20 protein-coding genes and 2 pseudogenes are annotated in these 19,083 nt (G+C 69.4%); 17 read left to right on the forward strand and 5 right to left on the reverse strand.

What is annotated here, in order from left to right; translation table 11 throughout:
• Positions 1-1,154 precede the first annotated feature (1,154 nt).
• The 17 genes and pseudogenes from ACFQS1_RS24985 (at position 1,155) to ACFQS1_RS25065 (ending at position 16,717) form a co-directional block, all read left to right on the forward strand.
• Complete coding sequence (locus ACFQS1_RS24985; protein WP_378972612.1) at positions 1,155-1,616, forward strand: hypothetical protein; 462 nt, start codon at positions 1,155-1,157, stop codon at positions 1,614-1,616.
• A 309-nt stretch (positions 1,617-1,925) separates the two neighbouring features.
• Positions 1,926-2,471, forward strand: a pseudogene (locus ACFQS1_RS24990) (FtsK/SpoIIIE domain-containing protein); the annotation flags it as partial.
• Between the two features lie 3 nt (positions 2,472-2,474).
• Positions 2,475-2,699: pseudogene (locus ACFQS1_RS24995) on the forward strand (NUDIX hydrolase); the annotation flags it as partial.
• Positions 2,700-3,079: 380 nt separating this feature from the next.
• On the forward strand, positions 3,080-3,364 hold the full coding sequence (locus ACFQS1_RS25000; RefSeq protein WP_378972614.1) for a hypothetical protein: 285 nt from the start codon (positions 3,080-3,082) through the stop codon (positions 3,362-3,364).
• 307 nt (positions 3,365-3,671) lie between these two features.
• A complete protein-coding gene (gene epsC, locus ACFQS1_RS25005) occupies positions 3,672-4,220 on the forward strand; it encodes a serine O-acetyltransferase EpsC (RefSeq protein ID WP_378972616.1) in 549 nt (182 codons plus the stop codon).
• On the forward strand, positions 4,193-5,149 hold the full coding sequence (cysK, locus tag ACFQS1_RS25010) for a cysteine synthase A (RefSeq protein ID WP_378972618.1): 957 nt from the start codon (positions 4,193-4,195) through the stop codon (positions 5,147-5,149). The genes epsC and cysK overlap by 28 nt, the downstream gene beginning before the upstream one ends.
• Before the next feature lie 145 nt (positions 5,150-5,294).
• Positions 5,295-8,879, forward strand: coding sequence for a nitrate reductase subunit alpha (locus ACFQS1_RS25015; protein WP_378972841.1), 3,585 nt, complete (start codon positions 5,295-5,297; stop codon positions 8,877-8,879).
• Positions 8,879-10,378, forward strand: a complete 1,500-nt coding sequence (gene narH, locus ACFQS1_RS25020; protein ID WP_378972620.1) for a nitrate reductase subunit beta — start codon at positions 8,879-8,881, stop codon at positions 10,376-10,378. The genes ACFQS1_RS25015 and narH overlap by 1 nt, the downstream gene beginning before the upstream one ends.
• Positions 10,378-11,025, forward strand: coding sequence for a nitrate reductase molybdenum cofactor assembly chaperone (gene narJ, locus ACFQS1_RS25025; protein ID WP_378972844.1), 648 nt, complete (start codon positions 10,378-10,380; stop codon positions 11,023-11,025). The genes narH and narJ overlap by 1 nt, the downstream gene beginning before the upstream one ends.
• Entirely contained in the window at positions 11,022-11,846 is an 825-nt protein-coding gene (narI, locus tag ACFQS1_RS25030; protein WP_378972622.1) for a respiratory nitrate reductase subunit gamma, read from the forward strand. Before narJ ends, narI begins: the two co-directional genes overlap by 4 nt.
• Positions 11,847-11,880: 34 nt before the next feature.
• Positions 11,881-13,089 carry an MFS transporter gene (locus ACFQS1_RS25035; protein WP_378972624.1) on the forward strand — a complete coding sequence of 403 codons (1,209 nt, stop codon included), beginning with the start codon at positions 11,881-11,883 and terminating at the stop codon, positions 13,087-13,089.
• A gap of 47 nt (positions 13,090-13,136) precedes the next feature.
• Positions 13,137-13,622 (forward strand): hemerythrin domain-containing protein, encoded by a 486-nt coding sequence (locus ACFQS1_RS25040; protein ID WP_378972626.1) that lies wholly within the window; start codon positions 13,137-13,139, stop codon positions 13,620-13,622.
• Positions 13,619-14,326 (forward strand): Crp/Fnr family transcriptional regulator, encoded by a 708-nt coding sequence (locus ACFQS1_RS25045; protein WP_378972628.1) that lies wholly within the window; start codon positions 13,619-13,621, stop codon positions 14,324-14,326. The genes ACFQS1_RS25040 and ACFQS1_RS25045 overlap by 4 nt, the downstream gene beginning before the upstream one ends.
• A 128-nt stretch (positions 14,327-14,454) precedes the next feature.
• Positions 14,455-15,222: a hypothetical protein gene (locus tag ACFQS1_RS25050; protein WP_378972630.1), complete on the forward strand. Its 768-nt coding sequence runs from the start codon at positions 14,455-14,457 to the stop codon at positions 15,220-15,222.
• A 62-nt stretch (positions 15,223-15,284) separates the two neighbouring features.
• A complete protein-coding gene (locus tag ACFQS1_RS25055) occupies positions 15,285-15,443 on the forward strand; it encodes a hypothetical protein (protein WP_378972632.1) in 159 nt (52 codons plus the stop codon).
• Between the two features lie 246 nt (positions 15,444-15,689).
• Positions 15,690-16,469, forward strand: coding sequence for a DUF2975 domain-containing protein (locus ACFQS1_RS25060; protein ID WP_378972634.1), 780 nt, complete (start codon positions 15,690-15,692; stop codon positions 16,467-16,469).
• Positions 16,469-16,717, forward strand: a complete 249-nt coding sequence (locus ACFQS1_RS25065) for a helix-turn-helix domain-containing protein (RefSeq protein ID WP_378972636.1) — start codon at positions 16,469-16,471, stop codon at positions 16,715-16,717. Before ACFQS1_RS25060 ends, ACFQS1_RS25065 begins: the two co-directional genes overlap by 1 nt.
• A gap of 43 nt (positions 16,718-16,760) precedes the next feature.
• Here the strand turns inward: ACFQS1_RS25065 and ACFQS1_RS25070 are convergent, their stop codons facing one another.
• The 5 genes from ACFQS1_RS25070 to ACFQS1_RS25090 form a co-directional block, all read right to left on the reverse strand.
• The gene (locus tag ACFQS1_RS25070; protein WP_378972638.1) at positions 16,761-17,042 is read right to left on the reverse strand and encodes a hypothetical protein; all 282 of its coding nucleotides are present in this window, start codon (positions 17,040-17,042) and stop codon (positions 16,761-16,763) included.
• Between the two features lie 275 nt (positions 17,043-17,317).
• Complete coding sequence (locus ACFQS1_RS25075; protein ID WP_378972640.1) at positions 17,318-17,899, reverse strand: carboxymuconolactone decarboxylase family protein; 582 nt, start codon at positions 17,897-17,899, stop codon at positions 17,318-17,320.
• Positions 17,899-18,204 carry a hypothetical protein gene (locus ACFQS1_RS25080; protein WP_378972643.1) on the reverse strand — a complete coding sequence of 102 codons (306 nt, stop codon included), beginning with the start codon at positions 18,202-18,204 and terminating at the stop codon, positions 17,899-17,901. Before ACFQS1_RS25080 ends, ACFQS1_RS25075 begins: the two co-directional genes overlap by 1 nt.
• On the reverse strand, positions 18,194-18,694 hold the full coding sequence (locus ACFQS1_RS25085; protein ID WP_378972645.1) for an SRPBCC family protein: 501 nt from the start codon (positions 18,692-18,694) through the stop codon (positions 18,194-18,196). The genes ACFQS1_RS25080 and ACFQS1_RS25085 overlap by 11 nt, the downstream gene beginning before the upstream one ends.
• Positions 18,691-19,011: an ArsR/SmtB family transcription factor gene (locus tag ACFQS1_RS25090; RefSeq protein ID WP_378972648.1), complete on the reverse strand. Its 321-nt coding sequence runs from the start codon at positions 19,009-19,011 to the stop codon at positions 18,691-18,693. The genes ACFQS1_RS25085 and ACFQS1_RS25090 overlap by 4 nt, the downstream gene beginning before the upstream one ends.
• Positions 19,012-19,083 lie beyond the last annotated feature (72 nt).

Consider the following 19,083-nt stretch of genomic DNA (forward strand, 5'->3'; position numbering starts at 1 on the left):
GACCACGACACCCACTGGCGCAACTGGCGCCGCCGCCACCAAGCCCGAGCACGCTGGTTCCACCAACGCGCACGTCTCCGACGAGACTATGTCCTGGCCAGCTAGCAAATGGCGGCTGCCGTACTAGATGGAATTGTCTTGAAGCTGAATGATGATGTCGATTCGGGAGTTTGACAGGCCCGGAATCGACAATATTCAGCGATAGGGATGGATCAACTGAATTGGGCCAATCACGAGGTTGTAGTTATTGGTGCGCCGGTCTGATGGAATGCCGTGGGTGGAGGACCTGCGAACGATTTTCTACGCTGTCGTTTGGTCCTCCAGGCACCACTACTGACGGTTGCGCTCCGGGGCGGAAGGTTGTCGGTGGTTGCCTGCGCCTGTGCGGGTTGCCGTCATCGGAAACCTGACATTCAGACACATCGATATAGGGCGAGTGTCGCCCGATTGGTGGCGTGCCGCATGGAGGTGCGACGTCGATCGCCAGACGTGCGTCGAGGACTGGTTGACTCGGCAATCGCCACGGCCTTCGCTGGACGCGGATCGCTTGCTTCTGGTTCGTGGTTCGGTAACCCTGGGGGTGCGCGCGGGGCCGTAAGCCGTAGCGCGTGCGCGCGGCCCGGCGGACGCCGGGCCGCTCTTGATTATGTAGAGCTTTTGAACCAGCCTGGTCGCGGGTGTGGCCTACTGCTTGGGTTCGCGGGTGCGGCCGCTGACGGGCGCGGATATCCCACACGTACTATGTGCTAGCCGGCAACACCCCGGTGCTGGTCCATAACACTGGGCCGGCGTGCCTCGTGGCCGGGGGGCCTCGAGTTCGGCCGGGACGCGACGTTTTCCCGGACGAAAACGGTCTCATCCACGCACCTTCGGCAGACGATCTGGCAGGTCTGAATGTTCATGGACTTTCGGTATTTGACACCGTGGATAACCTTCGAGCTTCCGGCCTTAGCGGCCAGGTTCGGGCGCCACGAGGTGCGCTGCCGGATGGCCTGGGGATGGTTGCCGATGGTGCTGGCGTTGGTGGTCGAATGCCTTTGGGCCATTCCGCGATCTATCCAACGCGGAGCATGACTGTCGACGAGTTCGACGGGCTAATCAAGGGCATGGACTGGCAGAATATTGGCGTTAAGCTGCCCTAGCCGAGGAGGCCCATGAGTAAGGACCAGGATCTTTGGGCGGCGATCGTCGCAGCCGATCAAAAGTTGGCACGGGTCCGCGCGGAGTTTTACCAGCATGCCGAGGCGCGTCACGAGGTGCTAGTGGCCGCTCTGCAAGGGTCCAACTGGGATCGAGGCGCGGCGCTCGCGTTCCTTGAGGTGTTATCGGATGATGTTCCGGAACTACTTGAGCAGCTAGTCGAACATGCGATGTCGCCTCGATGGGCGTTGGCGGCGCGGCGCGCGATCGCAGCGGGACGACATGAGGAGGTTGCGCCAGCGCTTCGACAAATAATCGATAGGCTGCTGCCCACCGCAGACCCCGAGGAATATCGAAGGCTGGCTGAGCTACTGCGACATTTAGGTGATAGGGAAGGGCTTCGTATGCTCCTTGACGGGGCCAGCAGAAGGGATGACCCAGATATTCGAGAAGTGGTCGATGACTTCTCGAGCTAGGAGTCGATTCGTTCGTAATCGCAGTTCATGGAGGTGCATGTGGTGACGGCACTGTCCTCGGCACGGTAGATAGCGGAGTGTAACGATAGCCAGTACAGGTTCGCTATGGTCGATGCGTGTTGCCGTCACGGTTGCCGTCAGGCAGGGAAGCCTATGCAGATTGGTCGATGGGCATACGGCGTTGGCGGCGTGCGCGCGGGGCTGTAGGCCTGTAGCGCGTGCGCGCGGCCCGGCTTCGCCCGCTTTCTTGATCCTGTAGAGCAGTTTTGGGCCAGCCCCCTCTTGGCCTGGGTTACTGCTTGGGTTCGCGCCGATGTGTGGCGGGTGCCGCTGGTCCGGGTTGAGCAGACCCGGTCCGGTCGGGTGCGGCTACGGGCATTGCTGTCCGACCCGCTCACCGAACCGTCGGCGTGGACCGGCACCTCCGGTGACCCGGCGGTGTGGGCGGCCGGGATCGACGCCGACGGGCAGCCGGTCACCATCCGCAGCTCCGGGGTGTCCGGCGTCGTCGTTGCGGGCCTGGCCGGTTACGGCAAGACCAGCTTCCTCAACGCCCGCTTGTGCCAACTCGCCGCCAACGCCGCCGTGCAGTTCGTGCTCATCGACGGTAAAGGCGGCCCGGACTACGACGACCTGTTCACTCGCGCCTGGCTCTCGGCCAAGGACGATCCGCAGCTCGTACGGGACCACCTCGCGCGCCTGCGGGATCTGCTGGTCGCCCGGCAGCGCTCGATCCGGGCGGTGCTCGGCGTGAAGAACATGTGGCACGTCCGCCCCACCGTGACGTGGCCGCTAGTTGTGGTGCTTGTCGATGAGGCGCACACCTTCCTGAACGAGACCAAGGGCACAGACGCCGACGGCTTCGACATCGAGATCACCGGACTGCTGGGCATCTTCACCGACCCGCAGCACGTCATCGGCTACGCCGACGGTGAAGTCCGCCAAGAGTTCAACGTGACGTACCTCGGCCGAGTCGTCGGCGGCACGATCACGGCAAGCGACGAATCCACCGACGTCCGCTTCATCGACCCCGCCGACTTCGACAACATCTCGATCCACGACAGCGTCCGGCTCCGGCTCCACCCGGTACAGCGGCCCTATTCCTCGGTGCGTTGCCGTAAACCGCCTTGCTGTGCATGTGCGGCGGGGCGTTCCCGGTCCTCGCAGACATTGCGGCAGCCACGACGCCGTCATAGTGGTGGGTGGCCTTACCGAACGGCCGTTGTTCGCTGCCGTTGCGGAGCTTCGGCCCTGTCCGGGCGCTCGTCGCCGGATCGGCCTGAAAGACGTGATCCATTTGGTCCTCGGCGCCGCAGGAGTGGCCCTGATCGCCGCCGCCGTCATCATGACCTTCAACGGCTGGTCTGGCCGGCGAGCCGTCATGTCGGGAACTGACGCGGCAATGCATCGGCTTCCCGGGCGAGGGGCTGCCCGACGAGCTCGCGTCTTACACCGGGCGGTCCGTGCGGACCGGCGTCGACGCGCGGGCCTATTCCGATCTCATCGCCCGCCATGTCGCCGCGGCCACGGGTGGGCGCACCTACTCGGAGATCGCCGACGAATGGCTCGTCGGCGGGCGCACCGATGACCGGCTGGCCCGCCTGCGGGAGACCGCGTTCATGGGCCAGTCGCTGCGTGGCGCGCTGCTCGGCGCTTACCAGGCCCGGCAGATCACCGTGCTGGTGATCGGTTTCGGCGCGCTGTGCGCGACAATCGGCGTCGCTTTTCTCGCTCTCGCGTTCCGGTAGGGCCCGCGGCAGTCGTCAGACGTCAGTCTCGAATCCTGACAATCGTGCCCGCGCCGGGCCGGAGACGGGGCCGAAGGGCCGGCGGGTCTTTCGGCCCTGTCCGGGGTCGAAGTACGCCCATAACGTCCGGGTCATGAGCGGACGGGGCAATGGGCGGGGCAGTGGACGGGGCACCAATCGGCGGCTGGCCGGCCTCCGTTTCGCCGTGCCGCTGGCCGGCGCGCACGTTCGCCGGGTGTTCGACGAGCGGTGTCCGGGGCGCTGAGCTCCGCGTCCCCGCTCCGCTCGCTCGCCGGAGGAATCTCTCGTGCTGGACGACATCCGCGCCGCCTGCCGGCGTGACCCGGCCCTGTACGGCATGCACCGCGTCGAGGTTCTGCTCTACCCGGGGCTGTGGGCGATCTGGGGCCACCGGATCGCGCACCGGCTGCACGGGTGGGGCGTGCCGCTGCTGCCCCGGATCATCTCGCAGGCGATGCGGAATCTGACCGGCATCGAGATCCACCCCGGCGCCGTCGTCGGCCGGCGGCTGTTCATCGACCACGGCGCCGGGGTCGTCATCGGCGAGACCGCCCGGATCGGTGACGACGTGACCCTCTACCACCAGGTCACGCTGGGCGGCCGCGGCTGGCGCCGCGATCCGAAGGGTGGCCGTCGCCACCCCGTCGTCGGCGATCGGGTGGTGCTCGGCGTCGGCGCCACCGTGCTGGGGCCGGTGCGCATCGGCGACGACGCCGAGATCGGCGCGCTCTGCCTCGTCCTCTCCGACGTCCCGCCGGGCGCGCGTATCCGTGCGCCAGTGGCCACCACCTCGACCAGGAGCCGCACATGGTATTCCGCGACATCACCGAACTGATCGGCCGTACCCCGCTGGTGCGGCTCTCCCGCTTCGAACCGGACCTCCCCGCCGCGCTGGTCGCCAAGCTCGAGTCGGCCAACCCCGGCGGCAGCGTCAAGGACCGCATCGCCCTCGCGATGATCGAGGCTGCCGAGGCCACCGAGGAGCTCCGGCCGGGCGTGCCCATCGTGGAGGCGACCAGCGGAAACACCGGCATCGGCCTGGCCCTGGTCGCCGCCGCCCGCGGCTATCGGCTCACGCTGACCATGCCGGAGAGCATGAGCGCCGAGCGGCGTGCGCTGCTGGCCGCGTACGGCGCCGAGCTGGTCCTGACGCCGGCGGCCGACGGCATGCGGGGCGCGATCGAGCTGGCAAGGCGCATCGCCGACGAGCGCAAGGCGTTCCTGCCCCGGCAGTTCGACAACCCCGCCAACGCCGACGTGCACCGGCGTACCACCGCCCTGGAGATATGGAACGACACCGACGGCGACGTCGACATCGTGGTCGGCGGGGTCGGCACCGGAGGCACCCTGACCGGCGTCGGCCAGGTGCTCAGGGAGAAGAAGCCCGGCCTGCGGGTGTACGCCGTGGAGCCGGCCGAGTCCCCGGTGCTCTCCGGTGGCGCCCCGGGCCCGCACGCCATCCAGGGCATCGGCGCCGGCTTCGTCCCCGAGGTGCTCGACCCCACCGTGTACGACGGGGTCGTGCGCGTCGACGCCGACGAGGCTCGGGCTGCTGCCCGGCAACTGGCGCGTACCGAGGGCATCCTCGCCGGGGTCTCCGGCGGTGCGGCGCTGCACGCGGCCTCCGGCATCGCGCGCCGGCCCGAGAACGCCGGCACGACCGTCGTGGTGGTGCTGCCCGATACCGGCGAGCGATACCTGAGCACACCGCTGTTCGGCCCTTCGGGACCTTCGTCCCCTTCGGACGGGACCACTCGCCCATGATCCATAACGGCGCGTTGCCGCAGGCTGACCCGGAGCCCGCGATCGCGTGCTCCGAAGTGGACCGAAGGAGCGCCTTGTGTCGCCAGATCCTGTGACGGACGCCGTCCCCGGCACCGCACCGCTGCTCGCGGCCCGTCGCTTCCTCATGCGGGAGACCGTCGGCGACCGCGGGCGCACCCTGCACCAGTACGACGGCGCCTGGGACGCCTTTTACCGCGACCGCTGGCGCTACGACAAGGTGGTCCGCTCCACCCACGGAGTCAACTGCACCGGCTCGTGCTCCTGGAACGTGTTCGTCAAGGACGGGCTGATCACCTGGGAGCACCAGGCGACCGACTACCCGACGACCGGGCCCGACTCGCCGGACTACGAGCCGCGGGGCTGCCCGCGCGGCGCGTCGTTCTCCTGGTACGAGTACTCGCCGTCGCGGGTGCGCCACTCGTACGTGCGCGGGGTTCTGGCCGAGATGTTCCGTGAGGCGCGGCAGCGCCTGGGCGACCCGGTGCTCGCGTGGGCCGAGATCGTCGAGACGCCGCTGAAGTCGCAGGCTTACAAGTCACAGCGCGGCCGGGGCGGTTTCGTGCGGGCGAGCTGGGACGAGGCGATCGAGATGATTGCCGCGGCGCACGTGTACACGACCAAGACGTACGGCCCGGACCGGGTGGTCGGGTTCTCGCCGATCCCGGCGATGTCGATGGCGTCGTTCGCGGCCGGTACCCGCTACCACGCCCTGCTGGGCGGGACCCTGCTGAGCTTCTACGACTGGTACGCCGACCTGCCGGTCGCCTCCCCGCAGATCTGGGGCGACCAGACCGACGTGCCCGAGGCGGGCGACTGGTGGAACGCCACGTACCTGATGATGTGGGGTTCCAACATCCCGGTGACCCGCACCCCGGACGCGCATTTCCTGGCCGAGGCCCGGTACCGGGGAACGAAGGTGGTGGCGATCAGCCCCGACTACGCCGACAACGTCAAGTTCGCCGACGACTGGCTGGCCCCGCACCCGGGCACCGACGGCGCCCTGGCGATGGCGATGGGCCACGTGGTGCTGACCGAGTTCTTCCGCGACCGGCCGGTGCCGTACTTCCTCGACTACGTGCGCAAGTACACCGATCTGCCGTTCCTGGTGACCTTGCGCAACACCGGCGACGCGTGGGCGGCGGACCGCTTCCTGACCGCCGCGGATTTGGGTGAGGCGAACGGGGAGCACAAGACCGTTCTGCTCGACGCGGCGACCGGAGAGCCGGTCGTGCCCAACGGGTCGCTCGGATTCCGCTACGCCGACGACGGCGAGGGCCGGTGGAACCTCGATCTGGGCGACGTCGTGCCGGTGGTCGGTCTGGATCCGGCCGGCGAGACGGTCGAGGTCGATCTGGCCCGGTTCGACACCGGTGAGACCGAGGGCGGTACGACGATCCGGCGTGGCGTGCCGATCCGGTGGATCGCCGGGCACCCCGTCACCACCGTCTTCGACCTGGTAATGGCCCAGTACGGCGTGCGCCGCGGCGACCTGCCGGGGGAGTGGCCGGCCGGCTACGACGACGCGGACGCGCCGAACACGCCGGCCTGGCAGGAGAAGATCACCGGGGTGCCGGCCGCGCTGGCCGCCCGGATCGGCCGGGAGCTCGCCCGCAACGCCGAGCGCAGTCACGGCCGCTCGATGATCGTGCTGGGGGCCGGGGCGAACCAGTGGTTCCACTCCGACATGACCTACCGGGCGCTCATCTCGCTGGTCACGCTGACCGGCTGCCAGGGTGTCAACGGCGGCGGCTGGGCGCACTACGTCGGGCAGGAGAAGGCGCGGCCGGTCACCGGGCAGCAGCATCTGTCGTTCGCGTTCGACTGGCAGCGACCGATGCGGCACCAGGCGGCCACCCCGTTCTGGTACCTGCACACCGATCAGTGGCGCTACGAACGGGTGCCGGCCGACGAGCTGTCCTCCCCGCTGGGCACCGGCCGGTTCGCCGGGATGGCGTTCGCCGACACGGTCGCCGCCGCGCAGCGGATGGGCTGGACGCCGGGCCACCCGTTCTTCAACCGCAACCCGCTCGACCTGACCGACGAGGCCGCGGCGGCCGGGCGTCCGGTTGCCGAGCACATCGTCGCGGAGCTCCGGGCGGGCCGGCTGGGCGCGGTGGCCGACGACCCGGACGATCCGGCGAACTTCCCGCGCTGCCTGACGCTGTGGCGGGCCAACCTGCTCGGCTCGTCGGGCAAGGGCAACGAGTACTTCATGCGCCACCTGCTCGGCGTCGAGGGATCGGCCACGGCCGCCGAGTGCGAGCCCGCCCAACGCCCTCGCGACGTGGCGTGGCGCGACGAGGCGCCGGTCGGCAAGCTGGACCTGCTCACCGCGATCGACTTCCGGATGACCAACACCGGCCTGCACGCCGACGTCGTGCTGCCAGCCGCGACCTGGTACGAGAAGAACGACATCTCCACCACCGACATGCACCCGTTCGTGCACGCGTTCAGCCCGGCCGTCGAGCCGCCCGGCGACGCGCACACCGACTACGACACCTTCCTGGCCCTGGCCGACAAGGTGAGCGAGCTGGCCGTCGACCATCTCGGTGTTCGCCGCGACGTGCTGGCCGTGCCGCTGCAGCACGACACCCCGGACGAGCTGGCCACGCCGAGCGGACGGGTGCGTGACTGGCGGGACGGCGAGTGCGAGCTGATCCCCGGCCGTACGATGCCGAAGCTGATCGAGATGGAGCGCGACTACACGCTGCTCGGCGCGAAGATGCGCACGGTCGGCCCGCTGCTCGACAAGCTGGGCACCACCACCAAGGCGATCACCGTCGACGTCGGCCCGGAGATCGAGTACCTGAAGCACCGCAACGGCGTGATCGACGGCCGCCCGTCGCTGGCCACCGCCATCGGCATGTGCGAGGCGATCCTGGCCCTGTCCGGCACGACCAACGGACGAGTCGCGCGAGCGGGGTTCGCCGCGCTGGAGAAGCGGACCGGGCAGCCGTTCACCGATCTCATCGCCGGGCACGAGGACGACCGGATCACCTATGCGCAAACGCAGGACGCGCCGCAGCCCGTCTTCACCAGCCCGGAATGGTCGGGCTCGGAGAAGGGCGGCCGCCGCTATTCCCCGTTCACGCTCAACGTCGAACGGCTCAAGCCCTGGCACACCATCACGGGACGGCAGCACTTCTTCGTCGAGCACGACTGGGTGGCCGAGCTGGGGGAGCAACTGCCGGCCTTCCGGCCGCCGCTGAACATGGCCCGGCACTTCGGCAAGCCGGGCGACGCGGTCGACGGCGGCGTGACCGTACGCTTCCTCACCCCGCATGCGAAGTGGTCGGTGCACTCGATGTACCACGACAACGAGCTGATGCTGGCCCTGTCCCGCGGCGGCCCGGTGATCTGGATGAGCGTGCCGGACGCCGCGAAGATCGGCGTACGCGACAACGACTGGATCGAGGCGCACAACCGCAACGGCGTCGTGGTCGCCCGCGCCGTGGTCAGCCACCGGATGCCCGAGGGCACCGTCTTCCAGTACCACTCGCCGGAACGCACGGTGAACGTCCCCAAGGCCGAGAAGTCGAAGCGGCGCGGTGGCTACCACAACTCGATGACCCGTCTGCTGGTCAAGCCGACCCATCTCGCCGGTGGCCACGCCCAGCTCACGTACGCCTTCAACTACTACGGCCCGATCGGCAGCCAGCGCGACGAGATCACCGTGATTCGCCGCCGCACCCAGGAGGTGGAGTACTGATGCGGATCCGCGCACAGGTCGCCATGGTGATGAATCTCGACAAGTGCATCGGCTGTCACACCTGCTCGGTCACGTGCAAGCAGACCTGGACCAACCGGGAGGGCACCGAGTACGTCTGGTTCAACAACGTCGAGACCAAGCCCGGCATCGGCTACCCCAAGCACTACGAGGACCAGGATCGCTGGAAGGGCGGCTGGATCCTGGACCGCAAGGGGCGCCTGACATTGCGCTCCGGCGGCCGCGCCAAACGGCTCAGCCGGATCTTCGCCAACCCGGACCTGCCCTCGATCGACGACTACTACGAACCGGCAACGTTCGACAAGGACCTCCTCGTCAGCGCCCCGGCCGGACTCACCGACACCCCGGTCAAACGGCCCCGCTCGGCCCTGACCGGCGAGCCGATGGCCATCACCTGGGGCGCGAACTGGGAGGACTCGCTCGGCGGGCAGTCCGGTCAGGACGACCCGAGCCTCGCCCGGATGGCCACCAAGGTCAAGCTCGAGTTCGAGAAGACCTTCATGTTCCACCTGCCGCGCATCTGCGAGCACTGCCTCAACCCGGCCTGCGTGTCGGCCTGCCCCTCCGGCGCCATGTACAAGCGCGCGGAGGACGGCATCGTCCTGGTCGACCAGGACCGCTGCCGCGGCTGGCGGATGTGCGTGTCGGCCTGCCCGTACAAGAAGGTCTACGTCAACCACGCCACCGGCAAGGCCGAGAAATGCACGCTGTGCTTCCCGCGCATCGAGGCGGGCCTGCCGACCATCTGCGCGGAGACCTGCGTCGGCCGCTTGCGCTATCTGGGCATCGTCCTGTACGACGAGGACGCCGTCCTGGCCGCCGCGTCGGTGCCGGACCCGCAAGATCTCCTCGATGCGCAGCGCGCGGTCTTCCTCGACCCCCGCGATCCCGGCGTGGAGCGGGCCGCCCGCGACGCCGGGATGCCGGACGAGTGGATCGAGGCCGCCAAGCTCTCGCCGATCCGCAAGTTGATCAGCGAGTACCGGATCGCGCTGCCGCTCCACCCGGAGTACCGCACGCTGCCGATGGTCTGGTACGTGCCGCCGCTGTCGCCCGTCCTGGACGCGGCGGGCGCCGCCGGCCGGGACGACGCCGACGCCGACGACGTCTTCCACACCATCCGCGACCTGCGCATCCCGGTCGAGTACCTGGCCGAGCTGTTCACCGCCGGTGACACCGAGGCGGTCGCCGGAGTCCTGATGAAGCTCGCCGCGATGCGCTCCTACATGCGGTCCCGCACTCTCGACGGCACCGTCGCGCAGGACCTGCTCGACCGCATCGGGATGACCGCCGAGCAGGTCGAGGCCATGTATCGGCTGCTGGCCGTCGCCAAATACGACGAGCGGTACGTCATCCCGGCCGCGCACGCCAAGGACGCCGCCGCCCTGGACGCCCAGGCCGCCGGTCACGACGGCTGCGCGCTGGACTGCGAAGGCGGGCCCGGCATGAGCGACCCCTTCCACCTCTCGGCCCGGCCATGATGCCGCCGTCCCCGGCCGATCGCGCCCGGATCTTCGAGCTGTCCGCGTTGCTGCTCACCTACCCCGACGACGAGTTGCTCGGCGCCGGTGGCCGGCTGCGGGCGGCGGCCGCAGCCGTGACCGACGAGCCGGCCCGCACGACGCTGACGGCGTTCCTCGACTGGCTGCTCGAGACGAGGCTCATCGACCTCCAGCGTGAGTTCGTGCGATCGTTCGACCTGCGCCGCCGGTCGGGGCTGTACCTGACGTACTACCTGCACGGTGACACCCGTAAGCGGGGTATGGCGTTGCTGGTGCTCAAGCAGCGCTATCGGGCGCACGGGCTGCGCCTGGCCGGCGGCGAGCTGCCCGACCTGCTGCCGGCGGTCCTCGAGTTCGCGGCGAGTGTCGGCCCCGGCGACGGCGAGGCTCCGCTGCGCCAGCACCGCCAGGGCCTCGAGCTGCTGCGGGCCGCTCTGACCGAGTCCGGCACCCCGTACCGGCTGGTGCTCGACGCCGTCTGCGCGGCGCTCCCCGAGCTCACCGGCGACGACCGCGCCGCCATCCTGGCGCTGGCCGTCGACGGACCCCCGGTGGAGACCGTCGGCCTGGACACCATCGGCCTCGCCCCGTACCCCGTCTGCTCGCCCCTGGAGGCGTCGCGATGACCACCCTGCTCTGGGTCGTGCTGCCCTACGCCTGCCTCGCCGTTTTCCTCGCCGGGCACGTCTGGCGGTGGCGGCACGACCAGTTCGGCTGGACCACCCACACCAGCCAGCTGCTGGAGAGCCGGCTGCTGCGGCTCGGCTCGCCGCTGTTCCACCTGGGCGCCTTCGGTGTCATCGCCGGCCACGCCATGGGCCTGCTGATCCCGGCGTCGCTCACGGCGAAGCTCGGCGTGTCCGAGCATCTCTACCACCTGGTCTCGGTGTCGGCCGGCACAGTGACCGGCGTCATGCTGCTGGCCGGCCTGGCGCTCCTGATCGCCCGCCGCTTCGTCGTCGGCCGGATCCGTCGCGTCACCACGACCATGGACAAGATTTTGTACGCCTTCCTGGCCGCCCTGGCCGTGCTCGGCATGACCGCCACCGTGGGCGAGAACCTGCTCGGCGGCGGCTACGACTACCGGGAGACCATCGCCGTCTGGTTCCGCGGCATCTTCTGGTTCCGGCCGCACACCGAGCTGATGACCGGAGCGCCGCTGGTCTACCAGATGCACGCGATCGGCGGATTCCTGTTCCTGGCGCTGTGGCCGTTCACCCGGCTCGTGCACGTCTGGTCCGCGCCGCTGGCGTATCTGTGGCGGCCGTACGTCGTCTACCGCACCCGCCGGGGGCCCGTGCCGGCACCACAGCCCGCGCCTGCGACCGTCCGCGACGCCGGGCGTGGTCTCGCCGGCCAAGGCCGTCTGACCAGCGGCTGCACAGGTCCCGATGAGCCGGGACCAAGGTCCCTGGTGCCGTCGGACCTGCGAACGCCACCCTGGTGATGCGATACCTGACCGTCGAGCCACGGAGAACGAGATGAGCACAACCCCGACCCGGCCGGTACGCGCCGGGGGCCGTCCCGGCGTGATGCTGGCGCTGGCGACGATCGGCTTCGCCGTGAACTTCTGGGCGTGGGCGCTGCTCAGCCCACTGGCCACGAAGTTCACCGCCGCCCTGCACCTGAGCTCGTTCCAGCAGTCGCTGCTGGTCGCGGTGCCGGTCGTGGTCGGATCGCTGGGGCGCATCCCGATCGGCGCGCTGACCGACCGCTTCGGCGGCCGGGTCATGTTCCCGCTGGTCTCGCTGGCCACCATCGTCCCGGTGCTGTACCTGGGCCTGTCCGGGCACACCTCGCTGCCGGCGATCCTGGTCGGCGGGTTCTTCCTCGGCATCGGGGGCACCGCCTTCGCCGTCGGCGTGCCGTTCGTCAACGCCTGGTTCCCGGCGGAGCGGCGTGGCTTCGCGGTCGGCGTCTTCGGCATGGGCATGGGCGGCACCGCGATCAGCGCCCTGACGACGGTCAAACTGGTCGACGCGCACAGCATGCAGACCCCGTTCCTGATCACCGCGGCCGTGCTTGCGGTCTACGCCGTCGTCGCCTGGGTCGTGCTGCGCGACGCCCCGAACCGGGTCGTGCCGTCCACCCCGGCAGCCGAGCGCCTGGGCGCCACCCTCAAGCTGCCGATCACCTGGCAGGCTGCCGCCCTGTACGCGGTCGCGTTCGGGGGCTACGTCGCCTTCTCCGTCTACCTGCCCGCGTATCTGAAGAACGCGTACGGGCTGGCCCACGCCGACGCCGCCAACCGGATGGCCGGCTTCGTGCTGCTGGCGGTCCTGATGCGCCCGGTCGGCGGCTGGCTGGCCGACCGGATCGCGCCGAGCCGCGTGCTCGCGGCGACCCTCGGCCTGGTGGTCGCCGGTGCCGTGGTGCAGGCCTTCACGCCGGGCCTGGCCCCGATCGGCACCGTCGCGTTCCTCGGTATGGCCGCCGCCCTCGGCACTGCCAGCGGCGCCACCTTCGCCCTGGTCGCGCAGAAGGCCCCGGCCAGCCAGGTCGGCTCGGTCACCGGTGTGGTGGGCGCGGCCGGCGGCCTCGGCGGCTTCGTCCCGCCGCTGGTGATGGGCTCGATCTACGGCAGCTACCACTCGTACGCGCTGGGCCTGTCCCTGCTGGCGATGGTGGCCCTCGGCGCCCTGGTACTGAACCTGCTCACGGTCGGGCGGCGCCGGGCTGTCACCGCCTGAGCGGTCCCGTCGGGTCCGTACCACCACGTCCAAGAAGGGCATTACCCATGTGCGAATATTGCGGCTGCCAAGCCGTCTCCGCCATCGACCAGCTGACCCGCGAACACGATGTCGTCGTAGGCATGATCGGCGATGTCCGCGGCGCCGCCGCGGCCGGTGACGTCGACCGGATGGCGCGACTTGCCCGGGACATCGCCGCGATGCTCGGCCCGCACACCGAGGTCGAGGAACACGGCCTGTTCCCCCTGTTGGCCGGCGAGTTCCCCGACCAGGTGGCGGCGCTGGAGGCCGAGCACCGCCGGATCGATGCGGTGCTCGGCGCGGCGGCCGCCGGCACTCCGGCGGACCCCGCCTGGCCGAGCCTGCTGATCGAGACCCTGGAGATATTGCGCGACCACATTCTGAAGGAGCAGGACGGCGTCTTCCCGGCGGCGCTGACCACCCTCAGCGGCGCCGACTGGGACACGGTCGACGAGGTGCGCGTCAAGGTGGGAACGCTGCTGCCGAACAGCGGGAACGTCGCGCCAAAGTGATCAACGCGACCGGCGGGCAGGAGGCGGCCAAGTCCTGTGTGTCGCTCGTGCCGCTGTTCTCCGGGTTGACTGCCGGGCAGCAGGCGGAGGTCGCGAAGCTGGCTCGTCCCCGCCAGGTCGGACGAGGTGAGTACGTGTTCCGGGCGGGGGAGCCGGCCGCGACCCTGTACGTCGTGCACACGGGCCGGGTGCGGATCAGCCGTCTCTCCGCGGGAGGGCAGGAACGCGTGCTGCGGATCCTGGGCCCCGGCGAGGTGGTCGGTGAGTCCGCGTTCCTGACCGGCCGCCCTCCGGAGAACGACGCGACCGCTGTCGAAAACACCCGGATGTGCGTGTTCGACCACGGCCGGCTGGCCGATCTGGTGCGCGCATTTCCGGACATCGCGGTGGCCATGTTGCGTGCGGTGTCCGCCCGCCTGGCTTCGACCGAGCGGATGCTTGCCGCGATGACCGGCGCCGACATCACGGGCAGGGTGGCAGCCTATCTGCTTGACTGCGAGGTGGCCCGCGGGGACGGCGGCCGGGTACGGGTGCAGCTGCCGGCGTTCAAAAAGGACATCGCCTCGTTCCTGGGCACGACTCCGGAGACCCTCAGCCGCACCCTGGCGGGCCTGGCGCGGGAAAAGGTGATCGTGCTGTCCGGCCATGCCCAGGTGGAGATCCTGGACATGCCACGGCTGGAGCTGCTCAGCGCCGGCGTCTGACATGTCTCCGGCGGACTTGATCCAGGTCAAGGCGGTTCGGAGCCGCTGTTCCTACGGTGAAGGGGTCAGTCACCGCCCCGAAGGAGCTCGCGAATCGCCACCGCGGGGCTGCCGCCCAGGAGGATGCCATGCAGCTGATCATGTACGGGGACTTCAACTGCCCGTATTCGTTTCTGGCCAGTCAGCGCGCCGAGGCGCTGGAGCGGCTCGGTCACCGGGTCGAATGGCGTGCCGTGGAACACGATCCGCACCTGTCGATGACCGGCACGCTCAGCGCGGCCGATGCCGACGGGTGGGGGTGCGAGCTGGCAGAGGTGGCCGGCTTGGCGCTGACCGGCGAACACGTGCCCACCGGCGCACCGGGCATGATCAGTAATACCTACGCCGCCACGTCGGCCTACGCCGAGTCACTCACCGACGGGGTCGCCGGCCGGCTACGGCGCGACTTGTTCAACGCCATCTGGATGTCCGGCGCCCATCTGAGCAACGCCTACGACGTTCGTCCGCTGATCGCCGCGCTGACTTTCCCGCGCGGACCGGTGGGCCCCTGGCTGGGTCTGGAACGTCCCCGGCCGGGACTGGGCGGTCCCGACCCCAACCAGCCGACCCGCATGCTCGGCGGCACGATCACCCCCACCGGAGCCCCGCTGACGACCACCGGCTGGCGGCGGATGACCGGGTGGCGGCGCGATTGGCTGGCGCTCGGCGTGCCCGTGCTGCCCGCCGTGGCCGAGCCGGCCGGGGTCGTCCGCTTCGGCGTCGATGCCCTGACCTGGCTCGCCGGTCTGCTGCCCGGCCAGGGGACCGGTGCCCGGCAAGCCATCCGCCGTCCGCCGGAACCGGCGAACCGCATGCACCTTTCAGGCGTCCTCAAGAACGGTCTGGTCGCCGGGTGACGACCGTCGTGCGACGGGCCGCAATCACCACCCGCCACGACATTTGCACAGTGCAAAGATGGATGTCCGCGCGCGAGCGGGCATTGGGACGGCGTGACGCGCCCACGGCGCTGGACGCGCCGGCGGGCCGCACGCAGCCGTTGCTGATCGCGGCGGCGACCCGGCTCTTCGTGCCGCTGGTCCGCAACGCCCGGGCACCGGACCTCAGCCTGCTTGTCTGAGCGCCTCTGTGTTCAGGACGTCGTCATGCCGGGCGATTTGTGTGCCATCTCGGTACACGGTTACCCCGCCCGTCCAGGCGCAGTACGTGACCTGCTCGTACCGGCTGATGTGGTCGTCATGATGGCGGATTTCCAGGATGTCCGCCTCCGTGGCCGCCATCAGCGGCCTCCAGCGCGGCCCGGCACCGAGCGCGGCAATGGGGTCTGCGACATCGGACGCTCCTCCCGTGGGATCGGCTGGGGGTTGTGGGCGCGTCCAGCGCCGCAACCACCTACGGATCTGTCCTTTCGGCGGCGGAATCGTCGACTGAAGTGATCGCGGGCTTCCGCATTGCGGTGACCGAGATCATGATCGACCGTCGCTGGCAGCCGGTGAACCCGGACCGCACCCGGATGACGTTACGCAACCGAGGGCGAGCCGGCCGGGTTCGCGAACCTCCGGACAGTGCCGCCCGAGCGTTGCGTATACTATCGAAAAACGATAGAGTCCTGTCGAGATACGGCAGGAAGGAATCGATAATGAGTAGGTGGGTCATTCACACCCTGCGTGTGGTGATCGCGATCGGACTGATCGGGTCGGTGGTCGTCCAGGCGGTGGTCGCGGCCCTGCCCTGGTGGGGCGCGCAGCGCGAGCCGACCGGGATCGGGGTGTCGTTGGCGGTCATCGGTGTTCTCGGCGTCGCGACTTTGCAGATCATCGCCGTGTGCATCTGGCGGCTGCTGACGATGGTGCGCCGCGGGACTGTGTTCTCCCATGCGGCGTTCCGTTTCGTCGACCTGATCATCGGCGCGATCGGCGCCGCCGCGGTGCTGACGTTCGCCGTCGCCGTGGTTGCCCGGTTCGCCAACCATGCCGTGCCCGAGGATGAGATCGCACCCGGCCTGGTGGGGGTGATCTGCGGGGCGGCGTTGGTGATCGCGGGGGTCGCGCTGGTCGTCTACGTGATGCGGACGTTGCTCGCCCAGGCGGTGGCGCTGGACTCGCAGGCGAAACACCTGCAGTCCGAGCTCAACGAGGTGATCTGATGCCGATCGTCGTCGACATCGACGTGATGCTCGCCCGAAGGAAGATGTCGGTCGGTGCGCTCGCGGACCAGGTGGGGATCACCCCGGCCAACCTGGCTGTCCTCAAGAACGGGCGAGCGAAGGCCGTTCGGTTCACGACCCTGGCCGCCCTCTGCGAGGCGTTGGACTGCCAGCCCGGTGATCTCCTGCGGTGGGAACCCGACAGCGCCGACGCCCGGCCGCCGATACATCAGGAAATCCGTCCCTGACCAGCATCGGCAACCCGGCACAGCAGTACGGCGACGTGCCCGCCTACGACTCCGGCCTCTGGTACCGGCCGTTGTAGCGGACTCCGCTGCGGGCGTCGGTGAAGCTGACGCCCACGGGAACTCCGTTCTCGACGGTCCATCGAACCTCGTACGTCGCTCGGTACGTCGGCGGCCAGAACGACGCGAAGGTCCCGTCATCCACAACGGACCATTCCCCGGACGACCTCGCGCCCCGCTCGACGTAGGTGGTTCGGCCATCCGCCGTGAACGATTGGGTCGCACCGTCCTGGAACACGAACTGCGCGGCGGTCAGAGCGGTGATCATGTCCGCCGCATCGACCGGCTGGCCATCGGCAACCTCCGTACCGGAGGGCATATCGTCCATCAAACTCTCCCGACACTGGGCGCGACACCGGCCGCCGCCTCTTGACGATGGCACCAAACTGGGAACGCCTTGGACTATACAGTCCTCTCACCGACTGGCGGAAACCGCCCATCTGGCGCTTTGCGCCCCGGTCGCTGAAAACCCGTGGACTATTTCGTCCAATTACTGGATCGGGCAGACTCTGGTCGTCCGTCGTCGCGCACGCGGTGCTGGCCCTACTGATAGCCGCGCTTGAGCAGGAACTTCGCGCCCGCGGCGAACCCCTTCTCGTCGAGCACCCGGAAGTCGAAGGCGTCGGCGAGCCGGTTGGTGATGTTGAAGGCGGCGCCGACGGCCAGCGCATCCTCGACCTGCGCGCGGGAGACCCCCGAAGCCAGCACCTCTCGCATGTCGGCCGCGGTGACCGTGCCCTCGCGGGTGAGCTTGTCGAGCATGCGCAGCGTCGCCCGCAGCCCCTCCTCGATCGGCGCCGTCGCCAGGTCGTCCAGGACCGCCCGGACGCGCGGGCGATCCGCGTACGCCTGCTCCGCGGTTGCGGTGTGCGCCCCGATGCAGAACGCGTTTTCGTTGGCCCGGGACACGACGGCCGCCATCAACTCCCGGTCGCCGACCGACCAGTCCGACGGCCCGCGCATCGCCAAGTGGGTGAAGCGTTTCGCCGGGTTGCCGTAGAAGTCCGGGCGATAGAACACGAGTTTGGCGGCGTCCGGCAGCGGCCGGCCGGAGAACAGCCGGATGACCGCGAACAGCAGCTTGGTCGCCGGCTTGAAGCCGCTGTTCAGCACCTCGGGCCGCATCAGCCGGCCGCCTCGTCGAGCGCCGCCAGCGCCGCGTCGTACATGCGGGTCGACTGGCCCACCGCGGACGCGATCACCAATTCGAAGAGCTGGTCCTCGCTGAGGCCCGCCGCCCTGGCCGCGTCGAAATCCGCGTCGGTGATCCGGGCCGGGCTGGCCGCGACCTTGGCCAGCAGCGGGTCCATGGCCGAGCCGACGCCCGCGTTCTCGAACGCGTGGGCACGCTGATCCGCCGTCGTGCCGCCTGGCCCGCGCCGGATGCGATCCACCAGAGCTTCGTATGCGGTGCGCTTCTCATCGGGCACGGTGGCCTCCGTCGCCGTCCGCTGCGAACAGGCCGGCGTAGCGGTCGAGGTAGAGCGGCCAGCCCTGGTCGTGGCCGATGCCGTCGCGGACCGACTCCCAGCCGGGCCCGTGGCGATCGAGATGGCGATGCTCCAGCGTGACGCGGGTCCGGTCCGGCGTCTCGGCGGTGAAGGCCACCTCCACCTCGCTGGTGTGCCCGGGGTCGGATTCGATCTGCCAGGTCGGCCCGATGTCCCAGCTGAACACCACGCGATGCGGCGGCTCGTAGGCCAGGATCCGGGCCCACCGGCATTCGCTGCCGTCGGTGCCGCGGTCGTAGATGTGCCCGCCGACCTTGGGCTCGAAGACCGTCTCGGCGATCGGCACCGCCAGCAGGTTGTGCTCCGGCGGCTTGAAGTCGCCGAACCGATCGGTGAACACGCTGAATGCCTTTTCGAGCGGCGCGTTGACCACGATCTCCCGCCGTACCACCGTGTCTGCCTGCGTCATGAGCTCTCCTCGCGATCCTCGACGACGTCCTGGTAACCGTCGAGGGCGCGGCGCCAGAACGTGTCCAACTGGTCTTTCAGGGCGGCCACCCCGGCCGGGTTCAACCGGTAGACCCGGCGGGTCCCGTCGGCCCGGTTGGTGACCAACCCAGCGCTTTTGAGCACTTGCAGATGCTGGGACACGGCCTGCCGGCTGATCGGGAGCACCTCGGCGATCTCCCCGACCGCGCGCGGCCGCTCGGCCAGGCACTGCACGATGGCGAACCTGCTGGGATCGCCCAGCGCCTCCCAGCCCTCATGCCCTTTGAAAGTCGCCACTAACGAAAGCTACGACTTACGGTTCCCTTCGTCAACTGATGGTGGCCCGCACCGCCGCGCGGTACGGGCCAC

It is taken from the genome of Paractinoplanes rhizophilus (genome assembly GCF_042664765.1).
GTDB classification, from domain to species: Bacteria; Actinomycetota; Actinomycetes; order Mycobacteriales; family Micromonosporaceae; genus Actinoplanes; species Actinoplanes rhizophilus.

Coding starts and splice junctions, on each gene's coding strand:
- ACFQS1_RS24985 (WP_378972612.1), top strand. CDS start 1,155: ATGAGTAAGGACCAGGATCTTTGGGCGGCGATCGTCGCAGCCGATCAA.
- cysK (WP_378972618.1), top strand. CDS start 4,193: ATGGTATTCCGCGACATCACCGAACTGATCGGCCGTACCCCGCTGGTG.
- ACFQS1_RS25015 (WP_378972841.1), top strand. CDS start 5,295: ATGCGGGAGACCGTCGGCGACCGCGGGCGCACCCTGCACCAGTACGAC.
- narH (WP_378972620.1), top strand. CDS start 8,879: ATGCGGATCCGCGCACAGGTCGCCATGGTGATGAATCTCGACAAGTGC.
- narJ (WP_378972844.1), top strand. CDS start 10,378: ATGCCGCCGTCCCCGGCCGATCGCGCCCGGATCTTCGAGCTGTCCGCG.
- narI (WP_378972622.1), top strand. CDS start 11,022: ATGACCACCCTGCTCTGGGTCGTGCTGCCCTACGCCTGCCTCGCCGTT.
- ACFQS1_RS25035 (WP_378972624.1), top strand. CDS start 11,881: ATGAGCACAACCCCGACCCGGCCGGTACGCGCCGGGGGCCGTCCCGGC.
- ACFQS1_RS25040 (WP_378972626.1), top strand. CDS start 13,137: ATGTGCGAATATTGCGGCTGCCAAGCCGTCTCCGCCATCGACCAGCTG.
- ACFQS1_RS25050 (WP_378972630.1), top strand. CDS start 14,455: ATGCAGCTGATCATGTACGGGGACTTCAACTGCCCGTATTCGTTTCTG.
- ACFQS1_RS25055 (WP_378972632.1), top strand. CDS start 15,285: ATGTCCGCGCGCGAGCGGGCATTGGGACGGCGTGACGCGCCCACGGCG.
- ACFQS1_RS25065 (WP_378972636.1), top strand. CDS start 16,469: ATGCCGATCGTCGTCGACATCGACGTGATGCTCGCCCGAAGGAAGATG.
- ACFQS1_RS25070 (WP_378972638.1), bottom strand. CDS start 17,042: ATGATCACCGCTCTGACCGCCGCGCAGTTCGTGTTCCAGGACGGTGCG.
- ACFQS1_RS25075 (WP_378972640.1), bottom strand. CDS start 17,899: ATGCGGCCCGAGGTGCTGAACAGCGGCTTCAAGCCGGCGACCAAGCTG.
- ACFQS1_RS25085 (WP_378972645.1), bottom strand. CDS start 18,694: ATGACGCAGGCAGACACGGTGGTACGGCGGGAGATCGTGGTCAACGCG.